The following is a 19,269-nucleotide window of genomic DNA, read 5'->3' on the forward strand; positions in this document are numbered from 1 at the left end:
GTAGCTAAACAAAAACGAGTCAACAGCATTAAGAATGGTGAAGGAGAGAGAAGAGTGAGCACGACATATAATTTCTGTGCAGGTCCGGCTATGTTACCCCAACCCGTAATGAGCAAGGCTCAGGCTGAACTGCTCGACTGGAACGGTCTGGGCACATCGGTAATGGAGATAAGCCATCGCAGTAAAGAGTTTATTGCCTTAACCGATCAAGCCGAAACCGACTTACGTGAATTGATGTCAATTCCAGATAATTATCATGTGTTATTTATGCATGGAGGCGGTCGGGGTCAGTTTTCAGCTGTTGTGAATAATTTTCTCGGCGAAAATGGAAAAGCGCTCTATCTTGTCAATGGTAGTTGGTCTAAATCTGCAGTAGATGAAGCCAGAAAGCTCACCAGTGAAGCGCAGATTGATACCTTAGAACTGCTCGTGAATGATAATGGTATCAGCTCTGTGAGCATGCCTGAGTTGGTGGGTGAGGCAACAGATTACCGCTACCTGCATTACTGTCCCAATGAGACAGTTGATGGCATCGAAATTTTTGAAGACATCAACAGTCCCTGGCCCATCGTGGCCGATATGTCTTCCAATATCATGTCACGTGAGATCGATGTGAGTAAGTTTGGTTTGATCTATGCCGGTGCTCAGAAGAACATAGGGCCATCGGGCTTAAGCATAGTTATCGTTCGAGATGACATGCTGGAACTACCTAGTCTGCCTCAATCATCGATCATGGATTATCGATTAGCCGTCAAGCATGGTTCTATGTATAACACGCCACCGACTTTTGCGTGGTACTTAGCTGCCGAAGTGTTTAAATGGTTAAAAGCCTGTGGTGGCGTAGCCGCAATGGCACGGACAAATGCCAAAAAAGCCAAGCTTCTTTATGATTTTATCGATGGCTCCGATTTTTATAACAATAGGGTTTCCGCACAGAACCGCTCTTTGATGAATGTGATATTTTATCTACAAAATGAAGAGAACAATGCTGACTTCCTCGCCGAAGCGAGTCGTGCAGGCTTAGTGGCGCTAAAAGGCCATCGAAGCGTCGGCGGCATGCGGGCGAGTATCTATAATGCTATGCCAATAGAAGGGGTAGAGCAGTTGGTTGAGTTTATGAAGGGGTTTGCTGCTAAAAAGCAGGCTTAATTGCGAAGAAAGTTCCTAGAACCTAGGTTCTAGGAACTCGAATCTCAATTATATTACCTTCGCTATAGATTCTGCCAGGTAATCAACATTTCCATGTCCAATACCTGCAATACTGATCCGGCTTGAATCTACCATATAGATACTGTGCTCTCGTTGTAGCTGTTCAACTTGCTGCGGATCTATACCAAGGAAGGAGAACATACCTTTCTGCTCGGCGATAAAGTCGAAGTTACGTGTAACGCCTTTCTCTTTAAGCTTCTCTACCAACATAGAACGATTGCCGTTAATGCGGTCACGCATAATTTTAAGTTCGGCTAACCACTCTTGCTTAAGCTCATCAGATCCCAAAATGGTCTCGACAATGGCGGCACCATGAGCCGGTGGCATAGAGTAGATGCAGCGTACGACATAGAGTAAAACAGAAAAGGCGACATTAGCCGATACTGCATCTTTACCCACGATAGAGCAGGCACCGATACGCTCACGGTACAAACCGAAATTCTTTGAGCATGAGCTGCATAAGATCATGTTATCAACTGTGGCCGCCATTTTACGTACGCCATAAGCATCTTCATCGACACCATCACCGAAACCTTGATATGCCATGTCGATGAGCGGAGTAAAGCCTTGTACTTTGGTTAGTTCGATGATCTCGTCCCATTGGCTCTGGTTCAGATCCATGCCACTTGGGTTATGACAGCAGGCATGTAAAAGTACTACATCGTCGGGGCCTACGCTTGCAAGGGCGGCCTTCATCTCATTAAATCTAAGCGATTTTGTATCATAGTCGTAGTAAGGGTAGGTTTTTACAGTAATGCCGGCCGCTTCGAACAGGCCGGTATGATTCGCCCAGGTAGGGTCGCTGACCCAAATCACCGCCTCTCCACTCTTAGTTACAGAACTGGCACGCTTGATGAAGTCTGCAGCAACACGCAGAGCACCGGTTCCACCTGGGGTCGAAACGGTGCGAACACGGTTGGCCAATATAGCGGGATTATCTATGCCAAATGCAAGCTCACCAAGAAGTTGGTTGAAGTCGGCAGAACCTGTAGGTCCGATGTAAACTTTTGTTTCCTCGGTGTCTATTCGATGCTGCTCTGCCTTTTTAACACAAGTTAAAATAGGAGTATGGCCCGCTTCATCTTTATAAACCCCCACACCCAGATCGACCTTGTTCGCATGTGTATCTTCACGATACTTTGTCATTAGTCCTAAGATAGGGTCAGAAGGCATAGCGGTTAGTTTATCGAACATAGCTCAATCACCTTTATATTTTTGTCGGCAAGTCTGCCTTTATTTAATTGACTTTAGAGTAACGTAAATAATGCTGTTTGTAATAGTTATTCATGATAATTAGCACAAGCCCTGATATGGCATTAAATAGTTCCACTGCTCGATTTTGTATTCGGTTTAATACAATAAAACTGTCTAACTCAGGCGTATATGGCTTAAGTTAATTGAGGATTTGAGCTGTTAAAGGGTAAAAAGCGATTAAAACCTTAGAAAGCGTATAAAGTGTTGCAGTTACTACTTGAATCTAGCGCCTGCAATCGGTAACTTTATATGTACGAAGTTCAAACACCAGTGAGTCGGATAACCATTTTGTCGTGGTGGTTGTTAGTGCAGTCTGCACTGTCCGGTTTACATGAACATCTATTGCTAACCTGTGGGTTGTTTGTCCCGCGATGATAAAGAAGTATTTTAATGAAGCAGCTACGTCTTGAGCCAATCAACAAGGTTCAGGGGACCATCAATATCCCTGGATCGAAAAGTATCTCTAACCGCGCGCTTTTGCTTGCTACACTAGCGAAAGGCACCACGACACTGACTAATTTACTCGACTCCGATGATATCCGTTACATGTTGGCGTCATTAGAACAGCTTGGCGTAAATTATCGTCTATCAGATAACAATACTGTTTGTGAGCTTGAGGGAGTAGGGGCGCCACTTAATAGTGAGCAGGCTCAAACCCTTTTCCTCGGTAATGCAGGTACTGCAATGCGCCCCCTGTGTGCAGCATTAACGCTGGGTCACGGCGAGTTCACCTTAACGGGTGAGCCGAGAATGGAAGAACGGCCGATTGGCGATCTCGTCGATGCATTGAGACAGCTTGGGGCCAATGTTACTTACCTTAAGAATGATGGCTTCCCGCCTTTAACCATAAATGCAACCGGACTGGATGCGGGTGAAGTTGAGATAGCCGGTGATCTGTCCAGCCAGTTCTTAACCGCATTGCTGATGGTAGCGCCACTGGCAAGCGGCGACGTTAATATCAAGATAAAAGGGGAGTTGGTCTCTAAGCCCTACATCGATATCACTATTGCCTTGATGGCTCAGTTTGGTGTGCAAGTCATTAACCACAAATATGAACGCTTTGAGATAAAAGCAGGTCAAGCCTATGTCTCACCGGGTAAGGTCCTGGTTGAAGGGGATGCTTCATCGGCCTCTTACTTTTTAGCAGCTGGTGCAATTAAAGGTGGTGAAATAAAAGTCACCGGTGTTGGGCGCAAGAGTATTCAAGGCGATGTGAAGTTTGCCGATGTCTTGGAACAGATGGGCGCCGATATCGAGTGGGGTGATGACTACATCATTTCGCGGGGCTCGACACTCAAGGCTGTTGATCTCGATATGAACCATATTCCTGATGCAGCCATGACCATAGCAACGGCCGCTCTGTTTGCGACAGGCACCACCCATATTCGTAACATCTACAATTGGCGCATAAAAGAGACCGACAGACTCGCGGCTATGGCAACTGAACTTCGAAAGGTCGGTGCGATTGTCGATGAGGGCCATGATTATATCAGTGTGACTCCACCAGCTAAGCCACACACAGCAGACATCGATACCTATAATGATCATCGAATGGCGATGTGCTTCTCTATGCTGGCGTTTGCAGATTGTGGCATCACGATTAATGACCCTGATTGCACCTCTAAAACTTTCCCGGATTATTTCAAACAGTTCGCTGCATTAGCGCAATAGAGACATCTCGATAGGAAAGGGCCGATTGCGGCCCTTTTTTGTGCGTCAAACTATGTTACAAAATTTAAGTGAGAAGTTTTTACCGCTTTCTCTATCTAGTTGGTTTATAATACGCGCGCTCATTTTTCGGTGAAATCATTGTGACCTATCTCATTTTTCAAAGGTGTCATATGACTAACCCATTAAAAATCTTAGGGAAATGGATTTTACTGTGGAGAAATATATGTCTGAACGGGCTCCTGTTGTCACTATTGACGGCCCAAGCGGTGCGGGAAAAGGTACAATCAGCCAGTTATTAGCCGAGCGTTTAGGTTGGAAATTACTGGACAGCGGCGCAATTTACCGAGTTTTGGCTTTAGCTGCAATCCATCACAACGTTGAGCTTGATAACGAAGATTCACTCAGCTTGCTTGCCGCGCATCTCGATGTGCAGTTCATCACAGGCAATGCCGTACACGGCATTAAGGTTGTTCTTGAAGGCGAAGATGTTTCAACTGATATCCGCTCTCAAGAGTGTTCAAATGCCGCCTCTAAAGTTGCTGCTTATCCACGTGTAAGGGAAGCTTTGTTACGTCGTCAACGTGCATTTAGCGAAGCGCCTGGTTTAATTGCCGATGGTCGCGACATGGGAACAGTTGTTTTCCCCAATACCCCTGCTAAAATTTATTTGACCGCATCGGCGGAAGAAAGGGCGCAAAGACGCTATAATCAGTTGCAGGACAATGGCTTCGATGTTAATATCGACCGGCTTTTGTCCGAGATAAAAGAACGTGACGACCGCGATACTAATCGCAGTGTTGCTCCTTTGGTACCAGCCGAGGATGCTTTGATAATCGACACGTCTGGAATCGGGATTGAAGAAGTGCTCGATATTGCTTTGACGCACATACAAACTAAATTATCTAGTGTGAGCTAATTTCGGCTTACGCTTTACCATTCGCAACATGGATGATGCGGATTATTATACTGACTCCACGTCCAGGATGAGCCGTGGTTTATTAAAGAAAGTAACTTAAACATGACTGAATCTTTTGCTGATCTATTTGAACAATCCCTTAATGAACTTGAGTTCCGTCCTGGTTCTATCGTAACTGGTGTAGTTGTACGCATCGAGAACGGTACTGTACTAGTTGACGCTGGCCTTAAGTCAGAAAGCCCAATCCCAGCTGAGCAGTTCAAAAACGCTCAAGGCGAACTAGAAATCGCTGTTGGTGATTCTGTTGACGTAGCGCTTGACTCTGTTGAAGATGGCTTCGGTGAGACTCAACTGTCTCGCGAAAAAGCTAAGCGTCACGAAGCTTGGATCGTTCTAGAAAAAGCGTACGAAGATGCTGAAACTGTAATCGGTGTCATCAATGGTAAGGTTAAGGGCGGTTTCACTGTTGAATTAAACGGTATCCGTGCATTCCTACCTGGTTCTCTAGTTGACGTTCGCCCAGTTCGCGATACTGCTCACCTAGAAAACAAAGATCTAGAATTCAAAGTTATCAAGTTAGACCAGAAGCGCAACAACGTTGTTGTTTCTCGTCGTGCTGTTATCGAATCTGAAAGCAGTGCAGAGCGTGATGCTCTTCTTGAGAACCTACAAGAAGGTCAATCAGTTAAGGGTATCGTTAAGAACCTAACTGACTACGGTGCATTCGTAGACCTAGGTGGCGTTGACGGCCTACTACATATCACTGATATGGCGTGGAAGCGTGTTAAGCACCCATCTGAAATCGTAAACGTTGGTGATGAAATCAATGTTAAAGTTCTTAAGTACGATCGTGAGCGCACTCGTGTTTCACTAGGTCTTAAGCAACTTGGCGAAGATCCATGGTTAGAAATCAGCAAGCGCTACCCAGAAAACACACGTTTGACTGGTCGCGTTACTAACCTAACTGACTACGGTTGTTTCGTTGAAATCGAAGAAGGCGTTGAAGGTCTTGTTCACGTTTCTGAAATGGATTGGACTAACAAGAACATCCACCCATCTAAAGTTGTTAACTTAGGTGACGAAGTTGAAGTTCTAGTTCTAGACATTGACGAAGAGCGTCGTCGTATTTCTCTTGGTCTTAAGCAGTGTAAAGTTAACCCATGGGATGACTTCGCAGAGCGTTTCCAGAAAGGCGACAAAGTTTCTGGTAAGATCAAGTCAATCACTGACTTCGGTATCTTCATCGGTCTTGACGGTGGCATCGATGGTCTGGTTCACCTATCTGACATTTCTTGGAATGGTACTGGCGAAGAAGCCGTTGCTGAATACAAGAAAGGCGACGAGATCAACGCAGTTGTTCTTTCAGTTGACCCAGAGCGTGAGCGTATCAGCCTAGGTGTTAAGCAAACTGAAGACGACCCATTCAATGCTTATCTTGCAGATAAGAAGAAAGGTGTTGTTGTTAACGGTACAGTAACTGCGGTAGACGCTAAAGGCGTAACTATTGAACTAGCTGAGACTGTTGAAGGTTACTTACGTGTATCTGATATCTCTCGTGAGCGTATCGAAGATGCATCTACAGTTTACTCTGTAGGCGACGCTGTTGAATCTAAGTTCATGGGTGTTGACCGTAAGAACCGTACTATCAGCCTATCTATCCGTGCGAAAGATGAAGCTGAAGAGAAAGAAGCAATGGCTAGCTTGAACAAGCAAGAAGACGCTGTGATGAGCAGTGCTATGGCTGAAGCGTTCAAAGCGGCTCGCAAGTAATCGCCTGAAGTTCTGGGGTGCTTGCACCCCTGTTAGGTGACTGTGTTTGGCTTGATAATAGAGGGTATAGGATGACAAAATCCGAACTGATCGAAAAACTCGCCACGAGGCAGTCGCAGCTGTCGGCTAAAGAAGTGGAAAGTGCAATCAAAGAGATGTTAGAGCAGATGGCTCAAACATTAGAAGGCGGTGATCGTATTGAGATCCGTGGCTTTGGTAGTTTTTCTCTTCACTTCCGTGCGCCGCGTACTGGCCGTAATCCTAAGACTGGAACATCAGTCGATTTGGATGGTAAGTATGTTCCGCACTTTAAGCCAGGCAAAGAACTGCGCGAACGTGTCGATGCTATTAATGCTTAAATGACATTGTTTTAAAAGCCTCCGAATGGAGGCTTTTTTATGCCTATAATTCAGTAATTCCTAGCTAGTTGAGTGAAATTCTTAGATAATCAACAGATATCATTCGGTGTGTGGAGAGTCATGTGAAGTCATTTATCATCACAGTGTTAGTTGCACTGTTTTTCTTTCTTGCACTGATATTTGGTGCTCGTAACGAACAAATTGTGACGATAAGTTATTTCGTTGCTCAGGGTGAGTTTAGACTGCCGATTGTTTTGGCCGCTGTATTTCTTGCTGGTTTCCTAATCAGTTGGATTTTTGCAATGTATCATATTGCCAAACTGAAACTTGCACTAAGAACCGCCACCAAGAAGAATGTAAATCTTGAAACTAAAATCGCCGATTCAACATCGCTCCAGGAAGTAGACGCCTAATATGCTTGAGATCCTGTTTCTGTTACTACCCATTGCAGCCGGATATGGCTGGTATATGGGGCGCCGTAGTGTCCGGCATAAACAGAGTAGCGATCGTAAAAAGTTGAGTCGTGATTACTTTACCGGCCTTAATTTCCTTCTTTCGAACGAGTCAGATAAAGCGGTCGATCTTTTTATCTCTATGCTCGATGTCGATGATGAAACCATAGATACACACCTATCATTAGGCTCACTTTTCCGTAAGCGCGGTGAAGTAGACCGCTCAATTCGAATTCATCAAAATTTGATTGCCCGCCCTAGCTTAGGTACAGAGCAGCGCGACATTGCTATGATGGAGTTGGGCAAAGATTATCTCGCGGCCGGATTTTATGATCGAGCTGAGGAAATTTTTCAAAATCTGGTCAAGCAAGACGATCACAGTGAGGCTGCTGAAACTCACTTGATCGATATCTATCAGGTGACAAAAGAGTGGCAGAAAGCCATTAACATCATCAAAAGTCTAAAGCGTAAGCGACAACTCTCTTTAAAACACAATACCGCCCATTTTTATTGTGAACTCGCCAATGAAGAAGCCGACAGTGGCGGGCAACTTAAATTACTGCATGCTGCAATCAAGCAAGACCCGCAATGTGGAAGAGCGATCCTGACCTTAGCCCAAAAATATCTCGATCAAGGTGAACTTACGAAGTGTAAAGATATGCTTTATAAGTTGCTGGAAGCAGACATTGAGCTGATCCCCGATGCGCTGGCGACGACCAGACAGGCATTTCACGAGAGTCATGACTCGACGGGTTACTGCGATTTTCTTAGACAGGCGCTTCAAAATGGCGCAGGTGCCAGTGTAGCTATCACTTTGGCTCAGCACCTCATAGAGCAGGGGGAAACTCAGGCTGCCGAGAAATTGGTACTCGATGGCTTGTATAGACACCCGACGATGAAGAGTTTTCAGCATCTGATGCAGATGCAGATGCTACAGGCGGAAGATGGGCAGGCTAAAGAAAGCTTGACCATGCTAGAGAAGCTCGTCCAGCAACAGATCAAGTTCAGACCAGGTTATCGCTGTAGTGAATGTGGCTTCCCTTCCCACAGCCTCTACTGGCATTGTCCCTCTTGTAAAAGCTGGGGCAGTATTAAACGGATACGGGGATTGGATGGTGAATAGGCCCGTTCTATTTAACGATGAGACAAGGGACACCTTGTCCGGAAAATAAAGAGTAACATTTACACTTAGATCTATACCGCAAAGCAATTGGAGAAATAATGAATAATAAACCTATCGTGGTCGCCCTGGATTTTGATGACAAAAATGCTGCTTTGCAATTGATAGATCAATTAGACCCTCAAATGTGTCGTTTAAAAGTGGGTAAGGAGATGTTTACTCTCTTTGGCCCAGAGCTTGTTAAAGATATTCATAGTCGTGATTTTGAGCTGTTTTTAGACCTTAAGTTTCATGATATTCCAAATACAGTCGCCAAGGCTGTTTCTGCCGCAGCTGAGTTAGGTGTTTGGATGACCAACATTCATGCTACCGGCGGTTTGGCCATGATGGAAGCGGCGAAGAAGGCTCTGGCTCCTTACGGCAAAGATGCACCCTTGTTGATAGCGGTAACGGTATTAACCTCTATGAGCGATGAAGACCTTAAGCTTATCGGCATAGATGTACCCGCCTTCGAACACGTTCAGCGACTGGCGAGGCTCACTCAACAGGCAGGCCTGGATGGCGTTGTTTGTTCGGCTCACGAAGCTAAGCTACTTAAATCAAGCCTAGGTGAAAGCTTCAAGCTGGTGACGCCAGGTATCCGTCCCGTTGGAGCTGATAAAGGCGACCAGCATAGGATCATGACGCCACCTCAGGCTATTGAGGCGGGATCCGATTACCTTGTTATCGGCCGGCCTATCACTAAGGCCATAGATCCATTGGCTGCATTGACCGCGATTCATCAATCGCTAAAATAACCTTTAACACCTTAGATTTTTATAGAAACAGTTAAGTGAGATAGAGATGGCAAATCCTTTCCAGGAACAGTTACTCAAAGCGGGGCTTGTGAGTAAACAGAAAGTTCAGAAAGCCAAAACGCAGAAAAGGCGCGATCGTAAGGCCAAGGTCGACGATGGTAGCGCAGCGCTCAAGCAAGAGATCGCCGCACAGAAGAAAGCGCAAGTAGAGAAAGATAAGGCGTTAAACGAAAAACGTTTCGAAGAAGCGTCTGAGAAGGGGTTGGTCCGTGGACTCGTCACCGAGTTCAAACGTCTGGCTATTAAGTTGCCTCAAAAGGCGGAAGTAAAATTTAACTACACCTTTAATAATAAAATTTTCTCTATCTATGTAGACGATAAACTGCAGTCTCAGCTTCTCAATGGCCAACTGGGTATTGTGCGCCATGAAGAGAGCAGCTACCTGGTTCCTCATAAACTGGCCGAGCGTGTAAACATGTTAGTGCCGGAGTGGTGTGGCTATCTGTGGATTAAAGACGATAAGACCCAAGTCGTTGAAGAGGATGATCCTTATGCAGATTATGTCATCCCAGATGATTTGATGTGGTAAGCACAGAAGGAGCTAGAATCTAGTATCTAGTATCTAGTATCTAGTATCTAGTATCTAGTATCTAGTATCTAGTATCTAAAATATAAAGAGGTCTCTGTTCAGCAGAAACCTCTTTTTTGTTTTTATCGACTATCTGGGGACTGTAGTCTTGAGCTTTTGTCACATACTGGTGGCTCGAGTCATTATAAGAATAATTGCTATTACTTCTGTTTATTCCATTAAACTTCCTATATTCCTCGCTCATCATCAAATATCCCTTTCTTTTCCTACGGTATCTGGTATAAATTAAAACAACTGTTTTAATCCATTGTTTGAGAGTCGATAATGAATCCGTACCAAGCTCCGTTAGCCGAAATGAAGTTTATGTTAGATAAGGTCTTTGATGCGCCAAATACATGGGCGTCATTACCTGCCATAGCCGAAAATGTCGATATGGACACAGCGGTAGCGATAATGGATGAAGCAGACAAGATAAGTCGTGAACTTATCCATCCTATTAACCGTAGCGGTGATGAGCAAGGTGTAAGGCATGAAGATGATAAGGTGATCACGCCTGACGGCTTTAAAGCCGTCTATGACCAATATGCCGAAGGCGGTTGGGTTGGCTTATGTGGCGACCCAGAATTGGGCGGCATGGGCATGCCTAAGATGTTGGGCGTGCTGGTCGATGAGATGTCTTACAGTGCCTGTAACTCTTTTACCCTCTATGGCTCACTCACCGCCGGCGCAGCCTTGTGTATCAATGCACATGGCAGTGATGAGATAAAAGAGAAATATCTGCCTATGCTGTATAGCGGCGAATGGGCGGGTGCGATGGATATGACCGAGCCTCAGGCGGGTTCAGATCTGCGTAACATTCGTACCAAAGCGGTACCTAATGATGATGGCAGCTACAACATCACCGGCAGTAAGATCTTTATCACAGGTGGCGACCATGATCTGACTGAGAATGTTATCCACCTTGTATTGGCAAAGCTACCTGACACCAACGGTATATCTTTATTCTTAGTGCCAAAAATTAAGGTTGATGACTCTGGCAACTTAGGTGAGTCGAATGGCGTAACCGTTGGTTCAATCGAACATAAAATGGGGCTTAAAGGCTCAGCAACATGTGTGATGAATTATGACGATGCTCAGGGTTTCCTTATCGGTAGACCAAACCGTGGGCTTGTCTGTATGTTTACTATGATGAACTATGAGCGTCTGGCCATCGGTATTCAGGGATTAGGAACCTCTCAGGCGGCATATCAGATGGCATCTGATTATGCTAAAGAGCGTGTTCAGGGCGTGGCAGCTGGCGGTTCGCCAACCGGCGCAAGTAGTGATCCAATTTTGGTTCATGGTGATGTTCGTCGTATGCTTCTCACTATCAGAACCTTAACCGATGCGGGTCGAGCCTTGTCCATATTGACCGGTAAACAGCTTGATATTGCGAAGTATGGTGAAGGCGAAGAGAAGGCTAAAGCGACACGTTATGTAGGCTTGCTAACACCGGTTGCTAAGGCATTTCTCAGTGATCGTGGTCTCGATGCCGCAGTCATGGCACAGCAAGTATTTGGTGGGCACGGTTATATACGTGAAACAGGTATCGAACAACTCGTACGTGATACCCGTATTGCTCAAATATACGAAGGGACAAACGGTATACAGGCAATTGATTTCTTAGGTCGTAAGGTGACCGGAGATAACCTGGCAGCATTGACTGAGTTTGTTACTGAATGCAAAGAGAACCTCTCTAAAATGAATCATGTCGATGATGCTCATAAAGAGAAACTGGCCGCACTGTTCAATCAGTTACTGGTCGTTGCAGATATCGTCAATGACAACAAGACTTCTAGTCCGGCACTCATAAACTCGTGTGCCGTCGATTTCCTCGATGCGTTTGGCCATATCCTGTACGGTTACTTCTGGTTGCTGATGACGGATACTGCAGTCGTTCATGAAGATGAAAAGTTTGCTTCGCAAAAACTTCACTTAAGTGATTTCTATATCAATAAGGTGCTACCTAAGGCTGAATATCACCTAGCACAGGTCAGTGCCGGGCATGCCTGCGTCATGAACATCCCTGAAGAGATGTTTTGATAATTTAGTAACAGGTAATAAGTAACAAGTAATAAGTGGTAAGTTATAAGCGATAAGCGATAAGCGATAAGCGATAAGCGATAAGCGATAAGCGATAAGCGTGATATTTAGCGACGAGCTCTGTCTCAGAACACCTGAGTTAAGAAGCAAACTTGTTTTAAAACGAGAATTAAAAAGGGAATACTTTTGAGTATTCCCTTTTTATTGACCATGTTGATAACTTATGTCATCAGCTTATACCAATCAGTATAAAGATGTGATCGCTCAGCGAGAGTTTAGCGCTTTTGAGGCAAGGCAGCGAGTGAAGAGCATAGTTATTCTACGTTTAAGCTCGTTAACGCAGCTTCAGAAGCGCTAAAACTCGCCTTTCAGGTGTATTTTGGGCTGCCTACTTCATCAAAGAATAGCTTCACAAGGGATCACCATTGCATCATCTATTCGCCTTTAATTAGTTTGCCAAAAAATAACTCTGAGTAGATCACTTTCTTATACTGATTGGTATTATACCGATTGGTATTCTAATTGGCTGTCACTGACTGTGCCGTCGTTGTATTGGGCGTTGTCGGTTCTGTTTTATGGTCCATCAGAGACTGCAAGAAAAGGGCACTGAATGGTGCAAGTTGTTGCTTCTTCTCTATAGGGCTCTGTCCATTTTCCAGAATGACAAAAAGGGTATCGGCTACTTTGGGCTGTTTAATAAATCCTGCTAAGTTATCAACGCCCTGCATAGAACCTGTCTTTGCCCAAATATGTTTTTGCAGAGGGGCTGTGGTAAATGATGGTTTGTACTTGAGTGTCCCACTAACGCCGGCTACCGGCAGTGATTCCATGAGGCTCACAAATCTAGGGTCTGCATATATTAACTTCAATACTTGACTGAGCTGTCTGGCACTGAGCAGGTTATAACGTGATAGCCCTGAACCATCCACGACTCTGGCATGGGTTAGATCGACCCCTTCTTCAGTTAAAATCTGTACCATCGCCTTACTGCCATTACTGAAGGTGCCGGGACGGTTAAACTGCTTGTGTCCTATCTGCTTCAATAGACTATCTGCGATGAGATTATCAGATTTTATTAACATGGTATCGAGCAGTTCAGGCAGCGCTTTTGATTTGTGGCTAGCAATGAGGCTTCGATGTTGAGGCAGGCTGTCTTTGATTAACACCTTACCCGTTACCTTAATTTGACTACTCTTCGCAATCTGAGCCACCGTATTCTTTGCGAATAGGGCTGGCTCAGTAATGGCTATGGCAAGTTTTAAAGGGCGATTACCAGGGTGACAGCCTGTCAGATTAAAATGGTTATTGGGCAAACGCTGCAGACTCAAATTACAAAACTCCAGGCTACTGGTTTTATCAAAAATTGCACTGTTATCGATAACGATAGGAAGATAACTGGGGAATTTGAGTTGACTGGTGTTATTTGCAAGCTTTGGTTTTAGTTGTCCATGAACACAATTCTTGTTGATAATAAAGCTGGAAACCGGGGCTGCAAAACAGATCCCTAAGTCATCCCACACCCAACCCGGGGCTTGTAACTCTTCATGTTTTTCGCCGACAAGATAGAGATCTCCCTCTATTTGGAACAAGCCTTGATCCGTAAGTTGTTTAAACAGTTCTCTTAGCTCAAGGCTGGAAAGCGTCGGATCGCCACTGAATTTAATAAAGACATCACCCTTTATCACTCCTTTTCGGATAGGAAAATGAGAGAAAATTTCAGTCATATAATGAAAGTCGTTTCCCAGCGCCGCAGTTGCAGCTACTGCTGTGAGTAATTTTTGCGTACTGGCTGGAAGGAGTAAAATATCCGCATTTTCCTCATATATAACGGAATCATTGACCAGATCCGTGGCGATAACCGATGTGTGGGAGTGAGGAGGCTTGATAAGAGGCAAGATATTATTGAAATACTCATCGGCGTAGACTGACGAAGAGGCAAGCCAGCACAAGAGTAGGGCAGAGGTTAACTTTTTCATAAAACGTTTAAACTCAGTTTTGGTGAAACAGAAAGAACGGAATAAGTGTATTAAGACGAGAACATGATATAAGCATAACCTAAGGTAAGGATTATGCTCACTCACTGAGCATATCAATAAGGCGAAAGCTAAGACTGTGGTGTTTAAAACCAATGAGTCTAAATCAATGTGTCTAAATCAGTGGTGCCTAATCCAGTCGGCGGATCAAGTTGTGCTTATTCGTCATCAGGCGCATCTTTCTCCATTAAACGGTAGAGTCTCAGGGTGACAAAGGATACCAGGGCAATGAAGATGGGTAATATAAACAACCCAAGCTGAGCTTTAAAATGAAAGATTGCCCAAGCCAGTACAAGAGTGATGGCTAAGGTTATTAAGATCTTCAGATTCATGAAACGTGGTCACGATAATAGTAAATAAGCGCTATATTATCAAAATGATTCAATTTATGTAGAAATATCAGTTCAATAGGCGACATAAAACAACATCATCTGTATTCAGAACAGATGTTCAACATGGGGTTAATCTTTTTAGGAAGAAGTTATCCGATTTTTACAACAAAACTGGCCAAAAACCAAAACAGTTTGTACTCATAATTGAACAGTTAATAGCTGATTTTTTTGGAGGATGAGATTTTGATTCAAATTAGTACAAAAGTTAATGTGTTAACACGCAATTTTGCAGAAAAACCTTGCTCAAAAGCCCTTAAATCGGTAATTTCTATCCCCTTATGAATTTGTAAGGGATCACCATGCCACATATTCGTATGCGGGGGTTACCACAAGCGGCTGTCGTTGAGTTAAGTAAGACGTTACTCGAGCAGTTGGCTGAACTATGTAAAGTGAATTCAAAAGGATTCACCTTAGATTGGATTCCCAGCATAGGTTACCGTAACGGCTGTGTAGACCAAAGCTTCACACAAGTTGAGATGCTTTGGTTCCCTAAAGATCCCGAAACTCACCATTCGGTAGAGAAAGTTATCCGTGAAGCAGTTCAGAAGGCTTATCCGGAGTCACAGCATATAGTTGTGATATTCAGGCAACTGGAACCTGAAACTTACTACCGGGATGGCCAGCATTTTTAAAGGAGATATCCTTGCTGAATAAGCTTGGTGGAATACCTGTCCAACCAGACGCGATTCGTTGGTTGTTGACCCCTAAAGGCCTCAAAGCCGAATTATTAGAACGTATTGCCTCAGCAGAGCACTCGATTTACATCTCTGCCCTTTATCTTGAAGATGATGAGGCAGGACGTGAAATCTTAGCTGCCTTAATGTCTGCTAAGCAGCGCGCTCCCTCAATGGATATTAAGGTTTTAGTCGATTTCCATCGAGCAAGACGCGGCCTTATCGGTCACAAAGGTGACAGTGGTAATTATCAGATGTATCGCAAGGTCATGGCCGAGGCCGAGCACCCCATCGATATCTTGGGGGTGCCTGTTAAGTCTCGTGAATTCATGGGCGTCTTGCACCTTAAGGGATTCATTGTCGATGATACTGTCATTTACAGTGGTGCCAGCATCAATAATATCTATCTGCATCAACAAGAGAAGTATCGCTTCGACAGATATCATGTTATCGACTCAGCAGAGCTTGCCCGCTCCATGCGTCAGATGATCCAGACCTATCTTGTCGAAGACATTGCCGTCTGTTCTCTGACTCAAGAGAAAGAATGTGAGAAGTTACCAGAGAAAAATGATGTTCGTAGCCTCAAAAATCGTCTGAGTAAGGCGCATTATGAGTTTACCAAGGTTAACCAGGGAAACCGGGTAACACCACTTGTAGGACTTGGTCGTAAGAAGAACAGACTCAATAAGCTGGTCGTCGATATGGTGGCACAGTCTAAAGAATCGCTATTTATCTGTACGCCATACTTTAACCCACCCTATATACTTGCCAGAGCAATGGCAAAGCACCTTAAAGATGGGAAACGAATCGATATAGTGGTCGGTGATAAGACGGCTAATGATTTCTATATCCCACCTGAAGAGGAGTTCTCTACCATTGGTGCATTGCCATACATGTATGAGCAATCGTTGCGGAAATTCGCTAAGAGACAGCAGTGGGCTATAGAATCTGGTCAGTTGAATATCCATCTTTGGAAAGATGATATTAACAGCTACCACCTTAAAGGCATAAGTGCCGATGATAAGTGTCATCTGCTCACCGGAAGTAACTTAAATCCTCGTGCCTGGGCTTTAGATCTTGAAAACGGCTTGCTGTTGCAGGATGAGTCAGGAGCGTGGAAAGAGAAGTTTAATGTAGAGCAAACGCATATTCTTCAACATACTGAGCGCTTGTATCATTACAGTCAGATAGAGACATTAAATAACTATCCGGCGCCTGTACGTAAGATCATGACGCGCATCAGACGTCTCAAAGCTGACTTCTTGTTAAGAAGAATCCTATAAGTATCAGGGCTTTTCGTGCCCTGAAATAGGTTGATGCTTTATTGTGCCAGTTGGAGCTCCCAACTGGCCTTTTTATTTCCGATTTTAAGTCAGTTCCTCGAAACTCGTCCCTAGGTCTTAGCCCCTGAACTATAAAACCGCCACATCACTCTTATCCAGATCCGTACCAGATCTGGCATAGTTTAGTGCCAGTATCACTAACATAACCATTAAGGCACACAAGCCGCCGATGCTAAGTTGTCCGTGCATTGGCACTAAAGACATTATCAGTGCAGCCACACCGGCACCAAAATTTTGCAGCCCGCCCAGCAGGGCTCCGGCCACACCGGCATGACGGGGGAAGGGCTCTAATGCCGCCGACGTTAATACCGGGAACAGTATTCCGGCTCCGGTAAAAAACAGAACAGAGCCCACGAGTAAGCTCCATCCAATAACCAGATCGGACAGGCCTGGAATAAGCAGGAAGAGAGCGCCCGAACCCAGTAAGGCAACGCTTCGATAGGTACTCTTATTATTATCTTTTAACTTCGCCGCATAATAGGCTCCGGCAAGATAGCCGGGGATAGGAGCAACAAAGTATACGCTGACCCAAAAAGGAGAGAGCGCTAATACCTGACCGTAGAGCACGCCGGCAACGGCCTCAAATGCAGCAATTCCTGAAAATGTGGCCACGAGACAAAGCAGATAGCTTTTAAATTTTCTATGGGCCAACACAAACCGGTATGAGTCCATGATTGATTCAAGCTTGCGTTTATCCGCAGGTAGCGACTCCTTAAGTCTGAATATAACCAAAAGTAGCACCAGGGCACCAAAGCCTGCCAGTAATGTGTACACAGACTGCCAGCCGAAGTAGTGTGTCATCATACTGCCTGCAAAGGGTGCAAGCAGAGGCGAAAATACAACGGCCATTGAGATATAACTGTTCAGAGATACTAATGGTTCACCAAAATAGTGATCCCTTGGAATGCTTCTGCATAATGCGCCGGCACTGGCTGTGCCAATTCCCTGAAGCAAGGTGGCAGTGATAAGCTCGCTATAGCTTGTTGCTACACTCGCCAGTAAAGCGCCAATGACAAACAGTGACAAGCCGAGAATGAGTAGTGGTTTACGACCAAACCTGTCTGAGGCTGGACCATATACGAACTGGAGCAAGCCATAGGAGAGAAGATAACAGGCCATGATAGCTTGCAATTGTCCAGCAGTAACAGTGAAACTGTCTGCGATTGCCGGCAGGGCTGGTACGAATATAGTCTGTGCCATTTGGCCACAGGCAACCATCATCACAATCAAAAAGATAAGAGAGGAAAAACCCGGGTTATTCTGGTTTGGGTTTGACTTCATCATAGGGCCGCTCATTCTTACTCCAAAACTGCATAAATAGTACTTTAATAAGGATGGCGCATCATACTGAGTATTTAGGCAATTACAATCCATTACCGCTAATAAATTCAAACATTTATTTTGGAAGTTTCGATAAGTTTTTCTAAGGTTTAGGCGGTGTAAAGCCATGGTTACACCTTGTATTGATGGCGTTACAGTTGAGTCGGGTACGTAACATGAATTTATGGGCAATAATTCAAATGGTCAGTAGCGCGCAACCCTCATTCTGTTGTAGCTTTTTCCGGTCGACTTCCTGGCTGTTTCCGGCTAAAGCCGGTCCTACATGTAGGAGCGTGCTTCTGCCGTGAAGATGTGTTGCCCTTTGTGTGAGCGTGCTTCAGTCGTGAAAATGCACTTGTGAGAAATTGAGGTAAAGAGTAGTATGCCCAGCCTTTATCATCTTCTCGACATGCTAGAGTTTGATCGACCAACCGGGCTTATCAACAATTGTTGCTACAGATAATAGCGTTGGCTTACTAAGATATTATTTCATGTCTTGCTATCTAAATTTTTAATGGTAAACACTATAAATATGGGTTTTCATCAACACGCAATACACAGGCTTTATCAATATCGTAAGGCTATCTCCACAAAACCCTTTACCGCAAGGGGCAAAAACTTAGTTCGTTGTGAACTTTGTCTACTTGCAGAGACGTATTGTACCTGTGAATCTCGCTCACAGCTCGAATCGAATAATGCCTTTTTGCTTATAATGTACGATGATGAAGTGTTAAAACCCAGTAATAGCGGCCGTTTAATCGCCGACCTTATTCCCGAAACTCACGCCTATATCTGGTCGCGTACCCAGGCAAACCGGAAAATGTTGGCCTTGATCCAGAGTCCTGAATATCAGCCCTTTGTGATTTTCCCCGGTGAATATGCCTGCGACAATCAGCCTGTGGTTTCTGAGGTAGAGCCCTCCTCAATCGGTGAGGGTAAGAGACCTCTGTTTATCATGCTCGATGGTAGCTGGCGTGAAGCGATTAAGATGTTTCGTAAGAGTCCCTACTTGCATGCATTGCCGTTATTGTCATTTACGCCTGAAACGGCTGCAAAGTATGGTTTACGAAAAGGCAGTCGGGATTTTCAATTGGGAACGGCAGAGGTTGCGTCTTTGGCACTGGGGGTGTCGGGTGAGCAAGACAATGCTGCTTCACTCAATGCCTGGTTTGAGCTCTTCATCGAGTCGTCCATTTTTAGCCGCAGTCGAAAAAATACCTCAGATTTAACCCCCTTGGTGGATCTTACTCAAGCGTTTAAAGCTACTCTCAAATCTGGTTAATTGAGT

General features: G+C 44.7%; 17 protein-coding genes. 13 read left to right on the plus strand and 4 right to left on the minus strand.

What is annotated here, in order from left to right; genetic code table 11:
• The first annotated feature begins 54 nt into the window (after positions 1-54).
• Positions 55-1,149 (plus strand): 3-phosphoserine/phosphohydroxythreonine transaminase, encoded by a 1,095-nt coding sequence (gene serC, locus EKG39_RS06760; RefSeq protein WP_126504984.1) that lies wholly within the window; start codon positions 55-57, stop codon positions 1,147-1,149.
• Between the two features lie 48 nt (positions 1,150-1,197).
• On the opposite strand, the gene EKG39_RS06765 is transcribed toward serC, so the two are convergent.
• Complete coding sequence (locus EKG39_RS06765) at positions 1,198-2,403, minus strand: amino acid aminotransferase (RefSeq protein ID WP_126504985.1); 1,206 nt, start codon at positions 2,401-2,403, stop codon at positions 1,198-1,200.
• Positions 2,404-2,853: 450 nt separating this feature from the next.
• Here EKG39_RS06765 and aroA point away from each other — a divergent pair, with 450 nt between their 5' ends.
• The 9 genes from aroA (at position 2,854) to EKG39_RS06810 (ending at position 12,219) form a co-directional block, all read left to right on the plus strand.
• On the plus strand, positions 2,854-4,134 hold the full coding sequence (aroA, locus tag EKG39_RS06770) for a 3-phosphoshikimate 1-carboxyvinyltransferase (protein ID WP_126504986.1): 1,281 nt from the start codon (positions 2,854-2,856) through the stop codon (positions 4,132-4,134).
• A 223-nt stretch (positions 4,135-4,357) separates the two neighbouring features.
• Complete coding sequence (gene cmk / locus EKG39_RS06775; protein WP_126504987.1) at positions 4,358-5,050, plus strand: (d)CMP kinase; 693 nt, start codon at positions 4,358-4,360, stop codon at positions 5,048-5,050.
• Between the two features lie 102 nt (positions 5,051-5,152).
• Positions 5,153-6,820, plus strand: coding sequence for a 30S ribosomal protein S1 (rpsA, locus tag EKG39_RS06780; RefSeq protein ID WP_126504988.1), 1,668 nt, complete (start codon positions 5,153-5,155; stop codon positions 6,818-6,820).
• A gap of 71 nt (positions 6,821-6,891) precedes the next feature.
• Entirely contained in the window at positions 6,892-7,179 is a 288-nt protein-coding gene (gene ihfB, locus EKG39_RS06785) for an integration host factor subunit beta (RefSeq protein ID WP_126504989.1), read from the plus strand.
• Between the two features lie 122 nt (positions 7,180-7,301).
• Positions 7,302-7,592: a LapA family protein gene (locus EKG39_RS06790; RefSeq protein WP_126504990.1), complete on the plus strand. Its 291-nt coding sequence runs from the start codon at positions 7,302-7,304 to the stop codon at positions 7,590-7,592.
• A gap of 1 nt (position 7,593) precedes the next feature.
• Positions 7,594-8,754 (plus strand): lipopolysaccharide assembly protein LapB, encoded by a 1,161-nt coding sequence (lapB, locus tag EKG39_RS06795; RefSeq protein WP_126504991.1) that lies wholly within the window; start codon positions 7,594-7,596, stop codon positions 8,752-8,754.
• A 98-nt stretch (positions 8,755-8,852) separates the two neighbouring features.
• Entirely contained in the window at positions 8,853-9,548 is a 696-nt protein-coding gene (gene pyrF, locus EKG39_RS06800; RefSeq protein ID WP_126504992.1) for an orotidine-5'-phosphate decarboxylase, read from the plus strand.
• 46 nt (positions 9,549-9,594) lie between these two features.
• Entirely contained in the window at positions 9,595-10,137 is a 543-nt protein-coding gene (locus EKG39_RS06805) for a DUF2058 domain-containing protein (RefSeq protein ID WP_126504993.1), read from the plus strand.
• A gap of 324 nt (positions 10,138-10,461) precedes the next feature.
• Positions 10,462-12,219 carry an acyl-CoA dehydrogenase family protein gene (locus EKG39_RS06810; protein ID WP_126504994.1) on the plus strand — a complete coding sequence of 586 codons (1,758 nt, stop codon included), beginning with the start codon at positions 10,462-10,464 and terminating at the stop codon, positions 12,217-12,219.
• A 518-nt stretch (positions 12,220-12,737) separates the two neighbouring features.
• Here EKG39_RS06810 and dacB read toward each other — a convergent pair.
• Together dacB and EKG39_RS06830 are read right to left on the minus strand one after the other, a co-directional pair.
• On the minus strand, positions 12,738-14,195 hold the full coding sequence (dacB, locus tag EKG39_RS06825; RefSeq protein ID WP_126504996.1) for a D-alanyl-D-alanine carboxypeptidase/D-alanyl-D-alanine endopeptidase: 1,458 nt from the start codon (positions 14,193-14,195) through the stop codon (positions 12,738-12,740).
• Between the two features lie 215 nt (positions 14,196-14,410).
• Positions 14,411-14,584, minus strand: coding sequence for a hypothetical protein (locus EKG39_RS06830; protein ID WP_126504997.1), 174 nt, complete (start codon positions 14,582-14,584; stop codon positions 14,411-14,413).
• Between the two features lie 359 nt (positions 14,585-14,943).
• Here EKG39_RS06830 and EKG39_RS06835 point away from each other — a divergent pair, with 359 nt between their 5' ends.
• Together EKG39_RS06835 and pssA are read left to right on the plus strand one after the other, a co-directional pair.
• The gene (locus EKG39_RS06835) at positions 14,944-15,276 is read left to right on the plus strand and encodes a DUF1904 domain-containing protein (RefSeq protein ID WP_126504998.1); all 333 of its coding nucleotides are present in this window, start codon (positions 14,944-14,946) and stop codon (positions 15,274-15,276) included.
• An 11-nt stretch (positions 15,277-15,287) separates the two neighbouring features.
• On the plus strand, positions 15,288-16,601 hold the full coding sequence (gene pssA, locus EKG39_RS06840; protein WP_126504999.1) for a CDP-diacylglycerol--serine O-phosphatidyltransferase: 1,314 nt from the start codon (positions 15,288-15,290) through the stop codon (positions 16,599-16,601).
• A gap of 129 nt (positions 16,602-16,730) precedes the next feature.
• On the opposite strand, the gene emrD is transcribed toward pssA, so the two are convergent.
• A complete protein-coding gene (emrD, locus tag EKG39_RS06845) occupies positions 16,731-17,957 on the minus strand; it encodes a multidrug efflux MFS transporter EmrD (protein ID WP_126505000.1) in 1,227 nt (408 codons plus the stop codon).
• Between the two features lie 556 nt (positions 17,958-18,513).
• Between emrD and EKG39_RS06850 the strand changes: the two genes are divergently transcribed.
• Positions 18,514-19,263, plus strand: coding sequence for a tRNA-uridine aminocarboxypropyltransferase (locus EKG39_RS06850; protein WP_126505333.1), 750 nt, complete (start codon positions 18,514-18,516; stop codon positions 19,261-19,263).
• Positions 19,264-19,269: the final 6 nt, after the last annotated feature.

Origin of the sequence: Shewanella atlantica (assembly GCF_003966265.1) — a bacterium.
Classification (GTDB): Bacteria; Pseudomonadota; Gammaproteobacteria; order Enterobacterales; family Shewanellaceae; genus Shewanella; species Shewanella atlantica.

Excerpts from the sequence above, each read along its gene's own strand:
- rpsA (WP_126504988.1), top strand. The coding sequence starts at position 5,153 with ATGACTGAATCTTTTGCTGATCTATTTGAACAATCCCTTAATGAACTT.
- aroA (WP_126504986.1), top strand. The coding sequence starts at position 2,854 with ATGAAGCAGCTACGTCTTGAGCCAATCAACAAGGTTCAGGGGACCATC.
- lapB (WP_126504991.1), top strand. The coding sequence starts at position 7,594 with ATGCTTGAGATCCTGTTTCTGTTACTACCCATTGCAGCCGGATATGGC.
- cmk (WP_126504987.1), top strand. The coding sequence starts at position 4,358 with ATGTCTGAACGGGCTCCTGTTGTCACTATTGACGGCCCAAGCGGTGCG.
- EKG39_RS06805 (WP_126504993.1), top strand. The coding sequence starts at position 9,595 with ATGGCAAATCCTTTCCAGGAACAGTTACTCAAAGCGGGGCTTGTGAGT.
- emrD (WP_126505000.1), bottom strand. The coding sequence starts at position 17,957 with ATGAGCGGCCCTATGATGAAGTCAAACCCAAACCAGAATAACCCGGGT.
- EKG39_RS06810 (WP_126504994.1), top strand. The coding sequence starts at position 10,462 with ATGAATCCGTACCAAGCTCCGTTAGCCGAAATGAAGTTTATGTTAGAT.
- pyrF (WP_126504992.1), top strand. The coding sequence starts at position 8,853 with ATGAATAATAAACCTATCGTGGTCGCCCTGGATTTTGATGACAAAAAT.
- EKG39_RS06765 (WP_126504985.1), bottom strand. The coding sequence starts at position 2,403 with ATGTTCGATAAACTAACCGCTATGCCTTCTGACCCTATCTTAGGACTA.
- EKG39_RS06835 (WP_126504998.1), top strand. The coding sequence starts at position 14,944 with ATGCCACATATTCGTATGCGGGGGTTACCACAAGCGGCTGTCGTTGAG.
- EKG39_RS06850 (WP_126505333.1), top strand. The coding sequence starts at position 18,514 with ATGGGTTTTCATCAACACGCAATACACAGGCTTTATCAATATCGTAAG.
- dacB (WP_126504996.1), bottom strand. The coding sequence starts at position 14,195 with ATGAAAAAGTTAACCTCTGCCCTACTCTTGTGCTGGCTTGCCTCTTCG.
- ihfB (WP_126504989.1), top strand. The coding sequence starts at position 6,892 with ATGACAAAATCCGAACTGATCGAAAAACTCGCCACGAGGCAGTCGCAG.
- EKG39_RS06830 (WP_126504997.1), bottom strand. The coding sequence starts at position 14,584 with ATGAATCTGAAGATCTTAATAACCTTAGCCATCACTCTTGTACTGGCT.